The 15,812-nt window shown below is 58.9% G+C and carries 12 protein-coding genes; 2 read left to right on the top strand and 10 right to left on the bottom strand.

Features of this window, described 5'->3' with window-relative positions:
• Positions 1-187 precede the first annotated feature (187 nt).
• The 8 genes from ACRESJ_RS21915 to ACRESJ_RS21880 all read right to left on the bottom strand — a co-directional run bounded on the left by ACRESJ_RS21915 (position 188) and on the right by ACRESJ_RS21880 (position 10,415).
• A complete protein-coding gene (locus tag ACRESJ_RS21915; RefSeq protein WP_431759779.1) occupies positions 188-1,486 on the bottom strand; it encodes an MFS transporter in 1,299 nt (432 codons plus the stop codon).
• A 438-nt stretch (positions 1,487-1,924) separates the two neighbouring features.
• On the bottom strand, positions 1,925-2,104 hold the full coding sequence (locus tag ACRESJ_RS21910) for a hypothetical protein (protein ID WP_431759778.1): 180 nt from the start codon (positions 2,102-2,104) through the stop codon (positions 1,925-1,927).
• Positions 2,101-3,231 (bottom strand): PepSY-associated TM helix domain-containing protein, encoded by a 1,131-nt coding sequence (locus ACRESJ_RS21905; RefSeq protein WP_431759777.1) that lies wholly within the window; start codon positions 3,229-3,231, stop codon positions 2,101-2,103. Before ACRESJ_RS21905 ends, ACRESJ_RS21910 begins: the two co-directional genes overlap by 4 nt.
• Positions 3,232-3,303: 72 nt before the next feature.
• The gene (locus ACRESJ_RS21900; protein WP_431759776.1) at positions 3,304-5,736 is read right to left on the bottom strand and encodes a TonB-dependent siderophore receptor; all 2,433 of its coding nucleotides are present in this window, start codon (positions 5,734-5,736) and stop codon (positions 3,304-3,306) included.
• A gap of 229 nt (positions 5,737-5,965) precedes the next feature.
• Positions 5,966-6,940 (bottom strand): FecR domain-containing protein, encoded by a 975-nt coding sequence (locus tag ACRESJ_RS21895; RefSeq protein WP_431759775.1) that lies wholly within the window; start codon positions 6,938-6,940, stop codon positions 5,966-5,968.
• Positions 6,937-7,455 (bottom strand): RNA polymerase sigma factor, encoded by a 519-nt coding sequence (locus ACRESJ_RS21890; RefSeq protein ID WP_431759774.1) that lies wholly within the window; start codon positions 7,453-7,455, stop codon positions 6,937-6,939. The genes ACRESJ_RS21895 and ACRESJ_RS21890 overlap by 4 nt, the downstream gene beginning before the upstream one ends.
• 315 nt (positions 7,456-7,770) lie before the next feature.
• The gene (locus ACRESJ_RS21885; RefSeq protein ID WP_431759773.1) at positions 7,771-8,478 is read right to left on the bottom strand and encodes a 3'-5' exonuclease; all 708 of its coding nucleotides are present in this window, start codon (positions 8,476-8,478) and stop codon (positions 7,771-7,773) included.
• Positions 8,475-10,415, bottom strand: coding sequence for a putative nucleotidyltransferase substrate binding domain-containing protein (locus ACRESJ_RS21880; RefSeq protein WP_431759790.1), 1,941 nt, complete (start codon positions 10,413-10,415; stop codon positions 8,475-8,477). The genes ACRESJ_RS21885 and ACRESJ_RS21880 overlap by 4 nt, the downstream gene beginning before the upstream one ends.
• Positions 10,416-10,663: 248 nt before the next feature.
• Between ACRESJ_RS21880 and ACRESJ_RS21875 the strand changes: the two genes are divergently transcribed.
• Entirely contained in the window at positions 10,664-11,110 is a 447-nt protein-coding gene (locus tag ACRESJ_RS21875) for a response regulator (protein ID WP_431759772.1), read from the top strand.
• A gap of 144 nt (positions 11,111-11,254) precedes the next feature.
• Here the strand turns inward: ACRESJ_RS21875 and ACRESJ_RS21870 are convergent, their stop codons facing one another.
• On the bottom strand, positions 11,255-13,432 hold the full coding sequence (locus ACRESJ_RS21870; RefSeq protein ID WP_431759771.1) for a malate synthase G: 2,178 nt from the start codon (positions 13,430-13,432) through the stop codon (positions 11,255-11,257).
• Positions 13,433-14,015: 583 nt separating this feature from the next.
• Between ACRESJ_RS21870 and ACRESJ_RS21865 the strand changes: the two genes are divergently transcribed.
• Complete coding sequence (locus ACRESJ_RS21865) at positions 14,016-14,534, top strand: glycine cleavage system protein R (protein ID WP_431759770.1); 519 nt, start codon at positions 14,016-14,018, stop codon at positions 14,532-14,534.
• Between the two features lie 216 nt (positions 14,535-14,750).
• Here the strand turns inward: ACRESJ_RS21865 and rarD are convergent, their stop codons facing one another.
• Positions 14,751-15,638, bottom strand: a complete 888-nt coding sequence (gene rarD / locus ACRESJ_RS21860) for an EamA family transporter RarD (protein WP_431759769.1) — start codon at positions 15,636-15,638, stop codon at positions 14,751-14,753.
• Positions 15,639-15,812: the final 174 nt, after the last annotated feature.

The raw sequence follows: 15,812 nt of genomic DNA, 5'->3' as shown, positions 1-15,812 counted from the left end.
GGCATCTCGGTCGGTGGCAGTGTCGGGCAGCATAGCGCGTTGGTCTGATCGATCAAACGTCATGATGTGAACCCTTGTGGGAGCGAGCCTGCTCGCGATGGCGGTTTGAAATTCAACATCAGTGTTGTATGACAGACCGCTATCGCGAGCAGGCTCGCTCCCACAGGTTTTTCCACAGGTTTGGCGTTTAGCTGGCGGGTTGCAGCTTCTGCCCGGCATCAGGAGCGGCAACAGCCTGAGGCTTGAGTTCACGAGCAACCGTCCAGACGATGAACGCGGCCACGATGTCAAAGATCGCCAGCACCACGAACAGCGGGCTGTAGCCGATCTTGGTCACCATTACGCCAAACACCAGGGTGAACGCCGCAGCGCCGAGGTAGCCGAACATGCCGCCCATGCCGGTGGCGGTGGCCACTTCGTTTTTGCCAAAGGAGTCTGAGGTGATCGCGTAGAGCGCACCGGACAAGGTCTGGTGAGCGAAGCCGCCGATGCACAACAACGCGATCGCCGTGTACGGGCTGGCGACCAGACCAATGCACGCCGGGCCGATCATGCACGAAGCACCGAACAGCAGGACCATTTTGCGCGAGGTGAACAACGACACTTTGCAGTGCTTGTGGAAGAACGGACTCAGGTAGCCGCCGAGCACGCAACCCAGGTCGGCGGCGAGGAAGGGCAGCCAGGCGAACATCGCGATCTCTTTGATGTTCATGTGCCGCTCGGTCATCAGGTACAACGGAATCCACGCGTTGAAAGTCTGCCAGGCCGGCTCGGAGAGGATTCGGGCGCTGGCGATGGCGTAGAAATTGCGGTTGCCGATGATCTTTTTCCAGCTGCCTTTTTTCTTGGCGGTGTCTTTGAAATGGTCTTCCTGGCCGCTGTGTATGTAATCGCGTTCTTCATCGCTCAGGCGCTTTTGATCGCGCGGATGTTTGTAGAAGATCATCCACAGGAACGTCCAAACGACACCCATGCCACCCACGATCAGGAACGCCAGTTCCCAGCCGCTGTGCAGGATCGCCCAAACCACCAGAGGCGGAGCCAGCACGGCGCCAATCGACGAGCCAATGTTGAACCATCCGATGGCCACCGAGCGCTCTTTGGCCGGGAACCATTCAGTGGAAGTCTTGACCGCCGCGGGCAGTCCGGCGGCTTCGGTGAGGCCAAGCAGGCCACGGAAAAACGCCAAACCCTGCCAGCCGCTGGCCAGTGCCGCCAATGCGCAGGCAATCGACCAGGCGAAAGCAAAAATCGCGAAGCCCATTTTGGTGCCGATGGCGTCGATGATGTAGCCCGCCACCGGTTGCATCAGCGCATAGCAGAGCTGCCACGCGACGACGATATGCGAGTACTGCTCGGTGGTGATGTTCATTTCGCTCATCAGGGTGGGGGCGGCCACCGAGAGCGTATTGCGAGCCAGGTAGTTGACCATGAGGCCGGCCGTCACCAGGCCGACCATCCACCAGCGGATGCCTTTGACTTTCATCACTTCACCGTATTTTTTGGATTTATTTTGGTGCTGCAGTTGTTGTAGGTTGTCGTACAACGCATGCCTTTATAGGAGTGCAAGGACGAATGTGTCAACAAATATGTCAAAGGATTTGCAGGGGTAGGCGACGGGTGGGTTAAGGTTGTCGTCGTATGACCACGGAAAAAGATGTCGATTTTTGTGGGAGCGGGCTTGCTCGCGAATGGGCCATTACATTCGGTAAAAATGTTGAATGTTAAATCGCCTTCGCGAGCAAGCCCGCTCCCACAGGTTTTTGGTCGATCACAGATTTTGTTACCGGCCAAAATTCCCTGTAGGAGCTGGCTTGCCAGCGAAGAACTAAAGGGCACCGCGTTTACCCAGGTAAAGACGCGGTACCGTTAACCACCATCGCGAGCAAGCTCGCTCCTACAGGGGTTTGATTTTCAGCCTGGATTAGCGGCGTTGCAGCAGGCCTCTGAGTGCCAGAACCGCCGGAATGCCCAAGCCGAGCCAGCTCAACGCATCCCAAATGCCATCGCCCAGCAAGGCGGAAAACAACCCCGCCGCACTGAACAACGCGATGACGGTGGGCGTGCCGAAGACTTTCCAGAAACTCGATTGCCTGGGCTTCATGCCACGCTCTCCGTTGTCTGCAGCACGGGTTTTGCGGCCTTGCGCCGCACTACCCACAGGTAAACCCCACTACCAAGGACGATGATGGTCAGCACGTCCAGCGTCGCCCAGAGAATTTGCATTGGCATGCCGCCGTAGTCACCGAAATGCAGCGGCTGCGACATGCCCATGGCGTCCATGTACCACGGGCGTTCGGCCACGGCGGTGACTTGCAGGGTGCTGGCGTCGATCAATACCGGCGTCAGCAAGTGCGAGGTCAAATGGGTGCTGCCTTTCATGAACACGGCGTAATGGTGTTCGCTGGAAAACCGCGTGCCGGGGAAGGCGATGAAATCGGGTTGCATGTCCGGTGCAACTTCCCGGGCGATGTCGAGCAGGCGCGTGGCGGGCGCCAGTTGTGTCAGCGGCGGTGCATCGCGGTACGGCTCGATCATCGCGCTCAGGCTGTCATTGCGCCACGCAGCGATGAGCAAGTCGGCGCACGCGCTGATCACGCCCGTTACACCGACCACCAAGGCCCAGGTCAGGGTTACGACACCAATCAGGTTGTGCAGGTCGAGCCAGCGCAGGCGGGTGGACTTGTCCTGGCGCACGGTGGCGAACTTCAATCGCCGCATGAACGGCAGGTACAACACCGTACCGGACACAATCGCGATGACGAACATCAGGCCCATGAACGCCAGCAGCAGCTTGCCTGGCAGCCCGGCGAACATGTCCACGTGCAGGCGCAACATGACCATCATGAAGCCGCCATTGGCCGAAGGCATCTCCAGTGCTTCACCCGTACGGGCGTCGAGCATGAAGGTGTGGGACGAGTTCGGCTCGGTGCCCGCGGTGGCCGCCATGATCGCAATGGCGGCATTGGGCTCGTCTTCTTCGAAGCCGAAATACTGCATCACTTCGCCGGGGCGATGCTTTTCCGCAGCCTGCACAAGCTGCTGCAAATTCAGCTGTGGGGTGTCCGCCGGCATTTCCCGCAATTGCGGGGCGTCACCCAGCAGATGATCGATCTCGTGGTGGAAGATCAGCGGCAGGCCGGTCAGTGCCAACAGCAGCAGAAACACCGTGCAGATCAGGCTGGTCCAGGTGTGGACGAAGGACCAGCGGCGGATTGTTTTACTTTTCATTTAATGACCCTCAGAAATACCCAGGCCGTCCTCGAGGGACGGCCTGGGTACTGGGCGTGTCAGATCAAGCCGTTACCACTTGTAGTCAAGGCTGGCCATTACGTTGCGACGGTCGCCGTAGTAGCAGTAGAAGCCGTCACAGGTTGAAATGTATTTCTTATCAAATACGTTGTTGGCATTGACGCTGACACTGACACCTTTGAGGACATTGTTCATGCGGCCCAAGTCGTAATGAACGGCCGCGTCATAGACGGTATAGGAACCGCTATGGCCATCCGATGGATCGCGTACGAAGCCCATACTGCCGATGGCGATGTTGTCGGTTTCGCCGACATAGCGCACGCCGAAGCCGAGTCCAAAACCATCCAGAACACCCGTATGCCACGTGTAATCAGCCCAGGCAGAGGCTTGGTTTTCCGGGGTGAGTGGTAGTGGGCGATTTTTGTCCAGAGGATCTGTGACTTTGGTCATCTTGCTATTGGCATAGGTGTACGCGGCGGTCAGTTTCAAGTTCTCGTTGACGTCGCCGGTCGCTTCCAGTTCAAAGCCACGTACCTTGGCCTCACCCAATGGACGAGATACACCCAAAGTGTCGCTGAGGACGATGTCGCTGCGGGTCAGGTCATACGCGGCCGCGCTGAACAGCATGTCACTGCCTGGAGGCTGGTATTTGATACCCACTTCATATTGCTTGCCAGTGCCTGGACGGAATGCCTCGCCGTTCGCTCCGCCGGCTTCTGCCTGAAAGGATTCGGCGTAGGAGACGTAAGGTGTGAAGCCCGAGTCGAACACATAGCTAAGAGCTGCGTTGCCAGTGAAGGCCGTATCGTCGCGAGTGTCCTTGGCATTGTTCATGTTGTAGAAGGTCGAGTCGGTGTGCAGCCAATCCTGACGACCGCCCAAAGTCAGGCGCCAGTTATCCAGAGCCATCTGGTCCTGAAGGTATAGGCCTGTGTCATGAGTCTTTTGGTTGTAATCGTTGAATGCGGTATAGCTGACGTTGCTGAAGTCCTGGCCGTAAATCGGGGTGATGATATTGCTGGTTGGCGCGCTACCAAACAGCCATTTGTAATTGGTATTGACCCGTTGGTGATCCAGACCCAGCAACAGAGTGTGCCTGATCGAAGCTGTGTCGAAATCGGCCTGGAAGTTGTTATCTACGGCGAACTGGCTGATGTCTTCGTTGACCACGTTGGCACCTCGGGACAGGGTTCCATCGTCGCTGACCGCGCCGAAAAAACCGCCTGCGGTGATGCCTTGGAAGGACAGGTCGCTCTTGGTATAGCGCAAGTTCTGACGGAACTGCCAAACGTCGTTCATACGGTGCTCAAAGGCATATCCCAGAGCGTAATAGGTCTTGTCGTAGAACTCCCAGTCCGGATCGCCAAGATTCTCATGAAACTTTACCTTGCCAGCAGGTGAGGAAAGCTTGGTGCCTTGCAATGGAAGGAACTGGCTGGTGATACCGGTATCGTCACGGTTGTATTGGCTGAGGAAAGTCAGCCTGGTGTCCGGATCGATATTCCAGGTCAGGCTGGGAGCAATGTTGTAGCGCTTGTCCTCAACGTGATCAATGGTGGTGTTGCTATCGCGCACAACGCCACTGACACGATATAAAAAACGCCCTTCGTCATCGACGGGGCCTGTACTGTCAAAACTGACCTGTTTGCGTTCGTAGCTACCAACCTGCAATTGCACTTCGTTGCTGGCAAATGCTTCAGGGCGGCGGCTGACCATATCGATCAAGCCACCGGGAGGCGTCTGACCGTATACCGAGGAGGCAGGGCCGCGCAGCAGAGCTACACGCTCCAGGTCCCAGGTCTCCATTTTCGGCATGGTGTAAGTGCCTTTTGGCAGCGGCAACCCATCGAGGAACTGGGTTGGTTCAAATCCACGTACCTTCAGCCATTCTGCGCGGCTATCGCTGCCATAGCTGCTGGCCACGACCCCAGGCATATAACGTACAGCGTCATCCAGATTCTGTACGGCACGATCCTGCATCTGCTCACGGGTGGCTACAGAGATTGAGCGCGGTACTTCGGCAAGAGCGGTGTCCGTCTTGGTTCCGGCCGCGGTGCGTTTGGCCAGGTAACCTTGTACTGGACCCCACGCGTTTTCAGTGTCTTCTGCGCCGATCACGCTGGTCACAGGCAAGGCCAGTGCACCTTCGGGTACCGCCACGAGCGTGTAGGTACCGCCACTCTGTTCCAACTGCAATCCTGTACCACGCAAGGCTTCGCGCAGCGCGCCGGCAGCATCGAACTGGCCGTTGACCGGGGCGGAAGTCTTGCCTGCGGCCAGCGATGGGTTCAATGACAGTGCCAGGCCGGCCTGGCTGGCGATCTGGTTCAGGGTGCTGGCCAATGGCGCGGAAGGCAGGTTGTAGGCGCGAACGCTGGATGCCTGTTCAGCGGCGATCAGTTGGCTGCTGGCCAGAGGGGTGCAAAGGGCAATGGCAACCGCCAGCAAACTGGGGCGCAACAAGGTGTCTAGCGAACGGGACATACAGCGGCTCCTGAAAGTGAATACTTCTCAATTGCCTAGGTGCCGGACGAAATTCGAAAAGTGATAGGGCTGGATGAAAATAATTTCGATTCAGTAAACAGACTCATGGTTTCGGTGATGCTGACGGCCTCATCGCGAGCAGGCTCGCTCCCACAATGGATCTCTGTTCGCAGGTCAAAATGTGGGAGCGAGCCTGCTCGCGATGGCGTCATGTCAGACGCCACAATCATCAGGGCTTGGCGTCTGTCTTCGCCGCCACCGTCACCCACCACTGCGTGTGCTGTTCGATCTGCACCGGCAAGGTCGGTAGCAGCGTATTCAGAGCCAGGTCAGTGTCCCGCAGCGGGAAGCTACCGGTGATGCGCAGGTCCGCTACTTGCGGTGCAACGCCCAGGTGACCGGGTCGATAGCGGCCCAGCTCGTTCACCAGATCTTCCAGTCGTGCGTTATCGACCACCAGCATGCCGCGGGTCCAGGCGCCTGCGCCGGAGTTGACGGCCATGATCGGACCCAGGCCGCCGCTGCGGATCAGCACTTGCTGGCCCTCGCGCAGGATCTGTTCTTCCTGGCTCGATTCCGGGTGCGCAGCCACCGCCGATTGCAGCACGCTCAGGCGCGTACCTTGTTCTTCACGCTTGACCAAAAATCGCGTGCCCAACGCGCGCATGCTGCCTTCGCGGGTTTCGACAATGAATGGGCGAGCGTCGCCATGACCGGTTTCGACGAGGATTTCCCCTTCCTGGAGGACAACCAGTCGCTGCTTCTCGTCAAAGCGCACGTCTACGGCGCTGTGGGTATTGAGATTGATCAACGTGCCGTCGGCCAGGCGGATGGTGCGCTGTTCACCCGTGGCGGTGCGCTGGTCTGCCAGCCAATAGTCGACGGGCAAGTAACGCTCACCGGCAAACAAGGCCAGGCCAATCACGGCGATGACACTGGCCAGGCCGCTGCCGAGCTTGCGCACCCGACGGCGAATGCCTGCGCGCGATTGCATTAGAGCGGTACGAGCCGGGCCGCTGGCGACGCTGAATCGCTGGTCGAGCATCCCCAGCTGGCGCCAGGCGCGGGCATGTTCTTCGTTGGCGGCATGCCATTTGGCGAACTCTTCGCGCTCCACCGGGTTGGCACAGTCCAGCGACAGCTGCCAGGCAATAGCGGCATCGAGCACCTGTGCCGACACCGGTTTGGAACTGACCGGACTCATGTCGGTTCCCCGTACAACGCGATGTAGCACTGACGCAGACCCTGGGCCAGGTATTGGCGCACGCGCGGTACCGACACGCCGAGGCGTTCGGCGATTTCTGCATGGCCGAGGCCATCGAGACGGTTGTAGAGAAACGCCGCCCGGGCCTTGCTCGACAGTTGGCCGAGCAGGCGATCGATGTTCTTCAGGTCTTCGAGGATCATTTGCTGCTCTTCCACCGACGGTTGTTCGGCTTCGGGAATCAGCATCAGTTCGGTGAGATAAGCCTGTTCCAGCGCAGCGCGGCGGAAGTAGTCAAACAACAGGCCCTTGGCAATCGCCACCAGAAACGCCCGGGGTTCGCGAGGCTCTTTGAGCTCCTCACGACCGAGCAAGCGCACGAAGGTGTCCTGGCTCAGGTCTTCGGCCCGTTGCGGGCAGGCGACGTTGCGACGAAGCCAGGCCAATAGCCAACCGCGATGGTCGCGATATAACGCACCGACGAGCTCACTTTGAGGGCTTGGGACTGACGACACGCAGCATCACCGTTTGGGAAGTATTAACTAACGAGAATTGTTCGCGATTGTGTCAGAGGCGAGGGAGGGACGCAATTGGCGCTGGTCGGGTGGTTTTTTGAGGGATGTGGGCAGTTGGACCGCGTGATCGTGTGATCGACCACAAAACCTGTGGGAGCTAGCCTGCTAGCGATGAGGCCACCAGCCACACCGCATCAACTTCATCGCCAGCAGGCTGGCTCCCACAGGTTTTGTGTTGTTTGTGGGATTTGTGATCGACACAAAACCTGTGGGAGCGGGCTCGCCCGCGATGGCGTCAGACCAGACACCGACGGGTCAGAAGGATGGCGTTTGCTGCCGCCGCCGCCACTGGCTCAGCCGCTGCTGTAAATTCAACGGGCTGTGAATCTGCTGCTGCCGCGCCCGGCTGAACAGGATCAGGGCCAGCTCGGCGGTGGCCAGGGCGTCGGCGCTGGCGTTGTGGCGTTCGAAGACTTGCAGCTTGAACCAGTCGATCCACTCGTCCAGCCCCGCCTCACGGATGTTCGCCTGCGGACACAGCAGTGGGGCGATATCCGCCACATCCAGAAAGGCATGCTGCAACTTGTAGCCCAGATGATCTTTCAGGGCGCGACCGAGCATGTGCTGGTCGAACGGCGCATGGAAGGCCAGCAACGGGCTGTCGCCGACGAACTCCATGAATTCGAGCAGCGCCTGCGCCGGATCACTGCCGGCAGCAATCGCACTGGGGCCAATGCCGTGAATCAATACGCTGGGGCCAAGTTTGACCTCGTCGCATTGCAGGGTGCGTTCGAACTGTTGGCTGAAATCGATCGCGCCATCCTCGATCACTACTGCGCCGATGGACAGCACCCGGTCCTTGTTCAAGTTCAAGCCTGTAGTTTCCAGATCGAGCACTACCCAGCGCTGTTCGCGCAAGCTGCACTCGCTCAGCTCGGGCGCCACCGGCAGGCGTTGCAGGCGCTGTTGCAGTTCGCCGGACAGGCTCGGACCGGCGGGTCGTAGCCATGAAAACAGGCTCATAATTGATACCGCAGGGCCAGACTGCTTTGCAGGCGCTGGGCCTGGCGCAGGGACTCACGCAGGATGCGTCGATCCAGATGATTGAGGCTGTCCGGATCGACCCGGTTGGAGTAGGGCAGATTCTCCCGGGTCTGCAGTTGATGCTGCTGCATGCGGGTTTGCTGGATGAAGTGATAGGCCTCTTCATACGCCGCGCCGTCCAGTGGCTCGATGATCTCTTTGGCCACCAGTTGGCGGAAGCGCTCCAGTGTGTTGTTGACCTCGATGCCGTGGGCGAGAGCGAGCAATCGTGCTCCGTCGACAAAGGGCGCCAAGCCCTGAATCTTCAGGTCGAGGGTGGCTTTGTCGCCATTTTTGCGCGTCAGCACGAACTCGCGGAAGCGGCCTACCGGCGGGCGATTGCGCAGCGCGTTCTCAGCCATCATGCGCTGGAACAAACGGTTATCGGCGACCTGATCGAGAATCCCTCGACGCAACTGTTCGCAGCCTTGCTCGCTGCCCCAGACCACGCGCAAATCGAAATAGATGCTCGAACCGAGCAGGTTCTCCGGCGTGGCCTCGCGAATGAACGCTGCAAAGCGACGTGCCCATTCGGCTCGGGACAGGCACAGCTCAGGGTTGCCAGCCATGATGTTGCCTTTGCACAACGTGAAGCCGCAGAGCGCCAGGCTCTGATTGATCTGATGGGCGATGGGCAGCAGCTTGCCGCGAATCTCGGCAGCGTGGGCGGCATCCCGGGCTTCGAACAGAATGCCGTTGTCCTGGTCGGTGTGCAGCGTCTGCTCACGGCGGCCTTCGCTGCCAAAGCACAGCCAACTGAACGGCACGCCGGGGTCGCCTTTCTCGGCGAGGGTCAGCTCGATCACCCGGCACACGGTATGGTCGTTGAGCAGGGTAATGATGTGGGTGATCTGGGTCGACGAGGCACCGTGGGCGAGCATGCGCTCCACCAGTTGACCGATTTCGCCGCGGATCGCCACCAGGTTTTCCACCCGCTGGGCACTGCGGATGGTGCGCGCCAAGTGCACAAGATCCACCCGTTGCAGGGAAAACAAATCGCGCTCCGAGACGACGCCACACAGGCGCTGATCCTTGACCAGACAGACGTGGGCGATATGCCGCTCGGTCATGGCGATTGCCGCGTCGAATGCGCTGTGGTCAGGCGTCAGGTAAAACGGCGCCTGAGTCATGTGCCGCTCGATGGCCTCGGCGAAATCACCCGTGCCATTGGCCACCACCTGACGCAGATCGCGTAGGGTAAAAATCCCCAGCGGCGCTTTCTGTTCATCGACCACCACAATGCTGCCGACCTGCTGCTCATGCATCAGGGTCACGGCCTCGCGCAGGGGCGTGGCGGGGCTGCACGTCACCGGATGGCGCATGGCCAATTCGCCCAAGCGGGTGTTCAGCGAATACTGGGTACCCAGGGTTTCCACGGCTTTTTGCTGGACTTGCTGGTTGACCTGATCCAGCAGGCTGCTCACGCCGCGTAGGGCAAAGTCGCGAAAGGTGCTGGAAATGGCGAAGAGTTTGATAAAGGCGAGCTTGTTCAGCTGTAGGCAAAAGGTGTCTTCGGCGGCCAGGTGTTCAGTGCGGGTCGCCCGCTCTCCCAGCAGCGCGGCGAGGGGGAAGCATTCGCCGGTGGTGATTTCGAAAGTGGTTTCGGTGCCGCCCTTGGCCGAATGGGGGCGTTCACCCACGACCCGACCTTGCTTGACGATATAAAAGTGCTCAACCGGGCCATCGGCCGGCTTGATGATGCTCTCGCCAGGGGCATAAAAACGCAGCTGACATTGCTCAACCAGATACGCCAGGTGGACGTGCTCCATCTGGTTGAAAGGCGGGAAACGCTGAAGGAATTGCAAAGTGCCCTGGATGTTCTGCAACACCGCGGTTTTCCCTGCCTGTGTGAAGGCGTCCGCTTTACTCATAACCATTACCGCAGTCTTTTTGGAGTTGTTGTGGGATGACTCACCCATGGTCGACCCCTATGGTCGGGGTGCCCATTGGACGTAAGTCTAGGTAGGCAATGTGTGTTGTGAAATGTCGGAAAAACCCTACGCAATTGAGAGAAAAATCGCTCTGCTACGCTATTGGAAAATTATCCGACGAAGCGCACATTGAAGCTCTGCTTAGCGATGTCTCACCACTGCTAGGGATTTGAATTGCACATGTAGAGAACGCCATGTCCGACCACGATATTTTGAGTGACGCCGAACGCGAAGCGCTCAGTGCCGTCATGCTGGAGCCCGACCTGCCACCGCAGCGGGTGCTGATCGTAGACGACGACAAGGATGCCCGAGAATTACTGTCCGAGATCCTGGCCCTGGATGGCATACGTTGCATGATCGCGGCCAGCGGCGAAGCCGCACTCAAAATGCTGGAAGAAAAGCCATCGATTGGCCTGGTGATTACTGACCTGCGCATGGGCAATGTCGGTGGCCTGGACCTGATCCGTCAGGTGCGGGAGTCGGTACGGGCGGCGATGCCGATCATCATTGTCTCCGGCGATGCCGACGTTAAAGACGCGATTGCCGCGATGCACTTGAGCGTGGTGGATTTCCTGCTCAAGCCGATCGATACCGGCAAGCTGCTGGGTTTGGTCAAGCATGAGTTGGGGATGGATATTTGAAAAGATCGCAGCCTTCGGCAGCTCCTACAGGAAACGCGAAACCTGCGTAGGAGCTGCCGAAGGCTGCGATCTTTTGATCTTGCTCTAAAGAAAAAGCCCTGATCACAAGATCAGGGCTTTTTCATGTCCGGCATCAGCGCTCAGTTACAGGCCATTGGCAGCCTTGAACTCGCGGCGACGACGGTGCAGGACCGGCTCGGTGTAGCCGTTTGGCTGCTTGGTGCCTTCGACGACCAGTTCGACCGCTGCCTGGAAGGCGATGTTGCTGTCGAAGTTGGGGGCCAGTGGGCGATACAGCGCATCACCGGCATTCTGACGGTCAACCACCGGCGCCATGCGCTTGAGGCTTTCCATCACTTGCTCTTCGGTGACGACACCGTGACGCAGCCAGTTGGCGATGTGCTGGCTGGAAATACGCAGCGTTGCACGGTCTTCCATCAGGCCGACGTCATTGATGTCCGGCACCTTCGAACAACCCACGCCCTGGTCGATCCAGCGCACCACGTAACCAAGAATGCCCTGGCTATTGTTGTCCAGTTCGTTCTTGATCTGTTCGGCGGTCCACTGCGGGTTGACTGCCAGCGGGATGGTCAGGATGTCGTCGACCGACGCGTGAGCACGCTTGGCCAGTTCGGCCTGACGGGCGAACACATCGACCTTGTGGTAGTGCAACGCATGCAACGCTGCAGCGGTCGGCGACGGCACCCAGGCGGTGTTGGCACCGGCCAGCGGGTGAGCGATTTTCTGTTCGAGCATCGCGGCCATCAGGTCCGGCATCGCCCACATGCCTTTACCAATCTGTGCACGTCCTTGCAGGCCGGTGCTCAAACCGATATCGACGTTGGAGTTCTCGTAGGCGCCGATCCATTTTTCCGCCTTCATGTCGGCCTTGCGTACTACCGGGCCGGCTTCCATGGAGGTGTGGATTTCATCGCCCGTGCGGTCGAGGAAACCGGTGTTGATGAACACCACACGCTCGCTGGCCGCCTTGATGCAGGCCTTGAGGTTGATCGTGGTACGACGCTCCTCGTCCATGATCCCGACCTTGAGGGTGTTGCGCGGCAAGCCCAACACGTCTTCGATGCGACCGAACAGTTCGTTGGTGAACGCCGCTTCTTCAGGGCCGTGCATCTTTGGCTTCACGATGTAGATGGAGCCAGTGCGGGTGTTTTTGCGCGTGGTGTTGCCGTTCAGGTTGTGCATCGATGCCAGGCACGTGACCAGGCCGTCGAGAATACCTTCCGGCACTTCGTTGCCGTCTTTATCGAGGATCGCATCGATGGTCATCAGGTGACCCACGTTGCGCACGAACAACAGCGAACGACCATGCAGGCTCAATGCGCTGCCATCGACGGCGGTGTAGGTGCGGTCGGCGTTCATGGTGCGAGTGAACGACTTGCCACCCTTGGCGACTTCTTCCGACAGATCGCCCTTCATCAGGCCGAGCCAGTTGCGGTAGATCACCACTTTGTCATCGGCGTCGACGGCCGCGACCGAGTCTTCGCAGTCCATGATGGTGGTCAGCGCGGCCTCCATCAGGATGTCTTTGACGCCGGCTGCATCGGTCTGGCCGACCGGAGTGCTGGCGTCGATCTGGATTTCGAAATGCAGGCCGTTGTTTTTCAGCAGGATCGCGATCGGTGCCGAGGCATCGCCCTGGAAGCCGATCAGCTGACCATCGTTACGCAGGCCGCTGTTGCTACCGCCTTTAAGGGCGACGACCAGTTTGCCGTCGACGATTTTGTAGCCGGTGGAATCGACGTGGGAACCGGCCGCCAATGGCGCCGCTTCGTCGAGGAAGGCGCGGGCGAAGGCAATGACCTTGTCGCCGCGAACCTTGTTGTAGCCTTTGCCTTTTTCCGCGCCGTCAGCTTCGCTGATTGCGTCGGTGCCGTAGAGCGCATCGTACAGCGAACCCCAGCGGGCGTTCGAGGCGTTGAGCGCAAAGCGGGCATTCATCACCGGCACCACCAACTGTGGACCGGCCATGCGGGCGATTTCTTCATCGACGTTTTGCGTCGTTGCCTGGAAATCGGCCGCTTCTGGCAGCAGATAACCGATGTCTTGCAGGAAGGCTTTGTAGGCCACGGCGTCGTGGGCCTGGCCAGCACGGGATTGGTGCCAGCCATCGATACGAGCCTGGAAATCATCGCGTTTGGCGAGTAGGGCTTTGTTCTTCGGAGCCAGGTCATGAATGACCTTGTCGGCACCGGCCCAGAACTTATCGGCGGTGAGGCCGGTACCGGGAATGGCTTCGTTGTTCACGAAGTCGAACAGGACTTTGGCGACCTGCAGGCCACCGACTTGAACGTGTTCAGTCATTGCTTGCCTCACTCTGCTCAGCTATTTCGCTTTTCAGCTCTTCAATTTGACAATGAAGCCTTCGGCCATTTAAACCACAAACCCGTCTACCAGTACATGCCATTTTCTGGCGGCTGGGTTGGGACCAATCAACGGCTTAGGGCCTTGCTGACAGGGCTTTCAGGGTTGCGAACGTGCCTGCGGCAGACATCGATCCAACGTTATGTAGTGCGTGCCGAGGCATACTACATGATGAATTGCGGTTGTGAAAATTAGACTAATTACGTCGTTCTGCGACCCTGTGACGCATTGCGGTCACAGTGCGGAGCTGGATGTTCTCAAAAAACTGGTGGATTGTTCCAGTTAAATATCAAAGTTGTACACGATTTGTGCTTTGTGGGTGATCGGCGGTGTTCCCTTCGCGGGCAAGTCGAATCGTCGCACCGCTCGCTCCCACAGGATCTGTGTCGTGTATGGTATTTGTGATCGACACAAACCTGTGGGAGCTGGCTTGCCAGCGATGGCGTCAGCCGCCTCAGCACAGCAACAACCCTTGCCTATACTTGGTTCTCTATAACAAAAGTCATGACCAGAGGGCTGCGCCATGGACCACCTCGTACTCACCGTATTCGCACCGGACAAACCAGGGCAGGTCGAGCGCATCGCCCAATGCATCGCCGAGAAGGGCGGCAATTGGCTGGAAAGCCGGATGTCGCGCATGGCCGGGCAGTTTGCCGGGATTCTTCGGGTGGGGGTTCCGGCCGAAGCCTACGATTCGCTGGTCGATGCCCTGCAGGGTTTGTCAGCCCAAGGCATTCGCGTATTGATTGCCGAGAGCAGCATTGAACAATCCTGCACCTGGAAACCGATCTCCATGGAACTGGTGGGCAATGACCGGCCGGGGATCGTGCGGGATATCACGCGGTTGTTGAATGAGCAGGGGGTCAGTCTGGAGCGATTGGTGACGGAGGTGCGGCCGGCGCCGATGAGCAGCGAGCCGCTGTTTCACGCCGAGGCGATTCTCGCCGTGCCGTTGACCCTGTCTCTGGAGGTGCTGCAATCGCGCCTGGAGACCCTGGCCGACGACCTGATGGTGGAACTGGTGCTGCGCAGTGAACCCTGATCGGGTTATCCAGTTTAAACGTGCATCCGCCTGTGGATAACCTGTAGAGACTACCCGCCAGGCCACGCCAGCCGTGGCTTGGCGCGTATTGATCAAAAAAACGCCAACATTCAGTGACTTGCGCACAAACGCCGGGGATCACGCTGTGGATAACCTTGGGAAGGAACGATGCAGGCCACGTTAAACGTGGCCTGTAGAGGTTTGTGCGTTTTTTGATCAGTTGCGGCGGCGCAAACTTATCCACGCATCGATGCTGTAAACCGCAAGACCCCCCCAGATGAACATGAATGCCACCAGCGTGGCGGAAGACAAGTGTTCACCAAACAGCAGCACGGCTTGCAGCAGTACCAGCGTCGGCGCCAGGTATTGGAGAAAGCCCAGCGTGGTGTAGGGCAGATACCGCGCGGCTGCGTTGAAACACACCAGCGGCACCAGCGTCACGGGACCCGCAGCCACCAGCCACCAGGCTTCGGACGTGGTCCAGAACTCGGCCTGAGCACTATGGGCGGTGGGGTTGAACAACAACCATGCAATGGCAATCGGCACCAGCATCCAGGTTTCCACCACCAGGCCTGGCAATGCCTTGACCGGCGCTTGCTTGCGAATCAGTCCGTAGAAACCGAAGCTCAGTGCCAGCATCAGCGACACCCACGGCAGGCTGCCGACCTGCCAGACCTGCTGCGCCACGCCAATGGTCGCCAGGCCCACGGCTATCCACTGCATGCGCCGCAGCCGCTCACCGAGGATCAGCATGCCCAGCAGCACGTTGATCAACGGGTTGATGTAGTAACCGAGGCTGGCTTCGAGCATGCGTCCGTTGTTCACCGACCACACGTAAGTCAGCCAGTTGGCCGCGATCAGGGTGCCGCTCAGGGCCAGGATCGCCAGGCGTTTCGGGTTCTCACGCAACTCACGCCACCAGCCTGGATGTTTCCAGACCATCAGCAACAGGGCGCCAAACAACGCCGACCACAGAACGCGGTGGATGATGATCTCCACGGCGGGCACATTGGCGATGGCTTTGAAGTAGAGCGGGAAAAGTCCCCAGATGATGTAGGCACTCAGGCCCAATATGTACCCGCGACGCAGGTTGGCGGCTTGCATGCAGAATCCTTGCTTAGGCAGCTAACGAAGGAGGGATTGTAGGAAGATTTACCGGTGCCTGTCCCGCGTAAATAAGTTTGGTAATTGTGAGCAATATTCATGTGGGAGCGAGCCTGCTCGCGATGGCGGTTAACCATTCAGCACATTTGTGACTGACCTACCGTAATCGCGAGC

The organism is Pseudomonas sp. (assembly GCF_050739655.1).
Classification (GTDB): domain Bacteria; phylum Pseudomonadota; class Gammaproteobacteria; order Pseudomonadales; family Pseudomonadaceae; genus Aquipseudomonas.
This window is presented reverse-complemented; position numbering and strand designations above follow the sequence as displayed.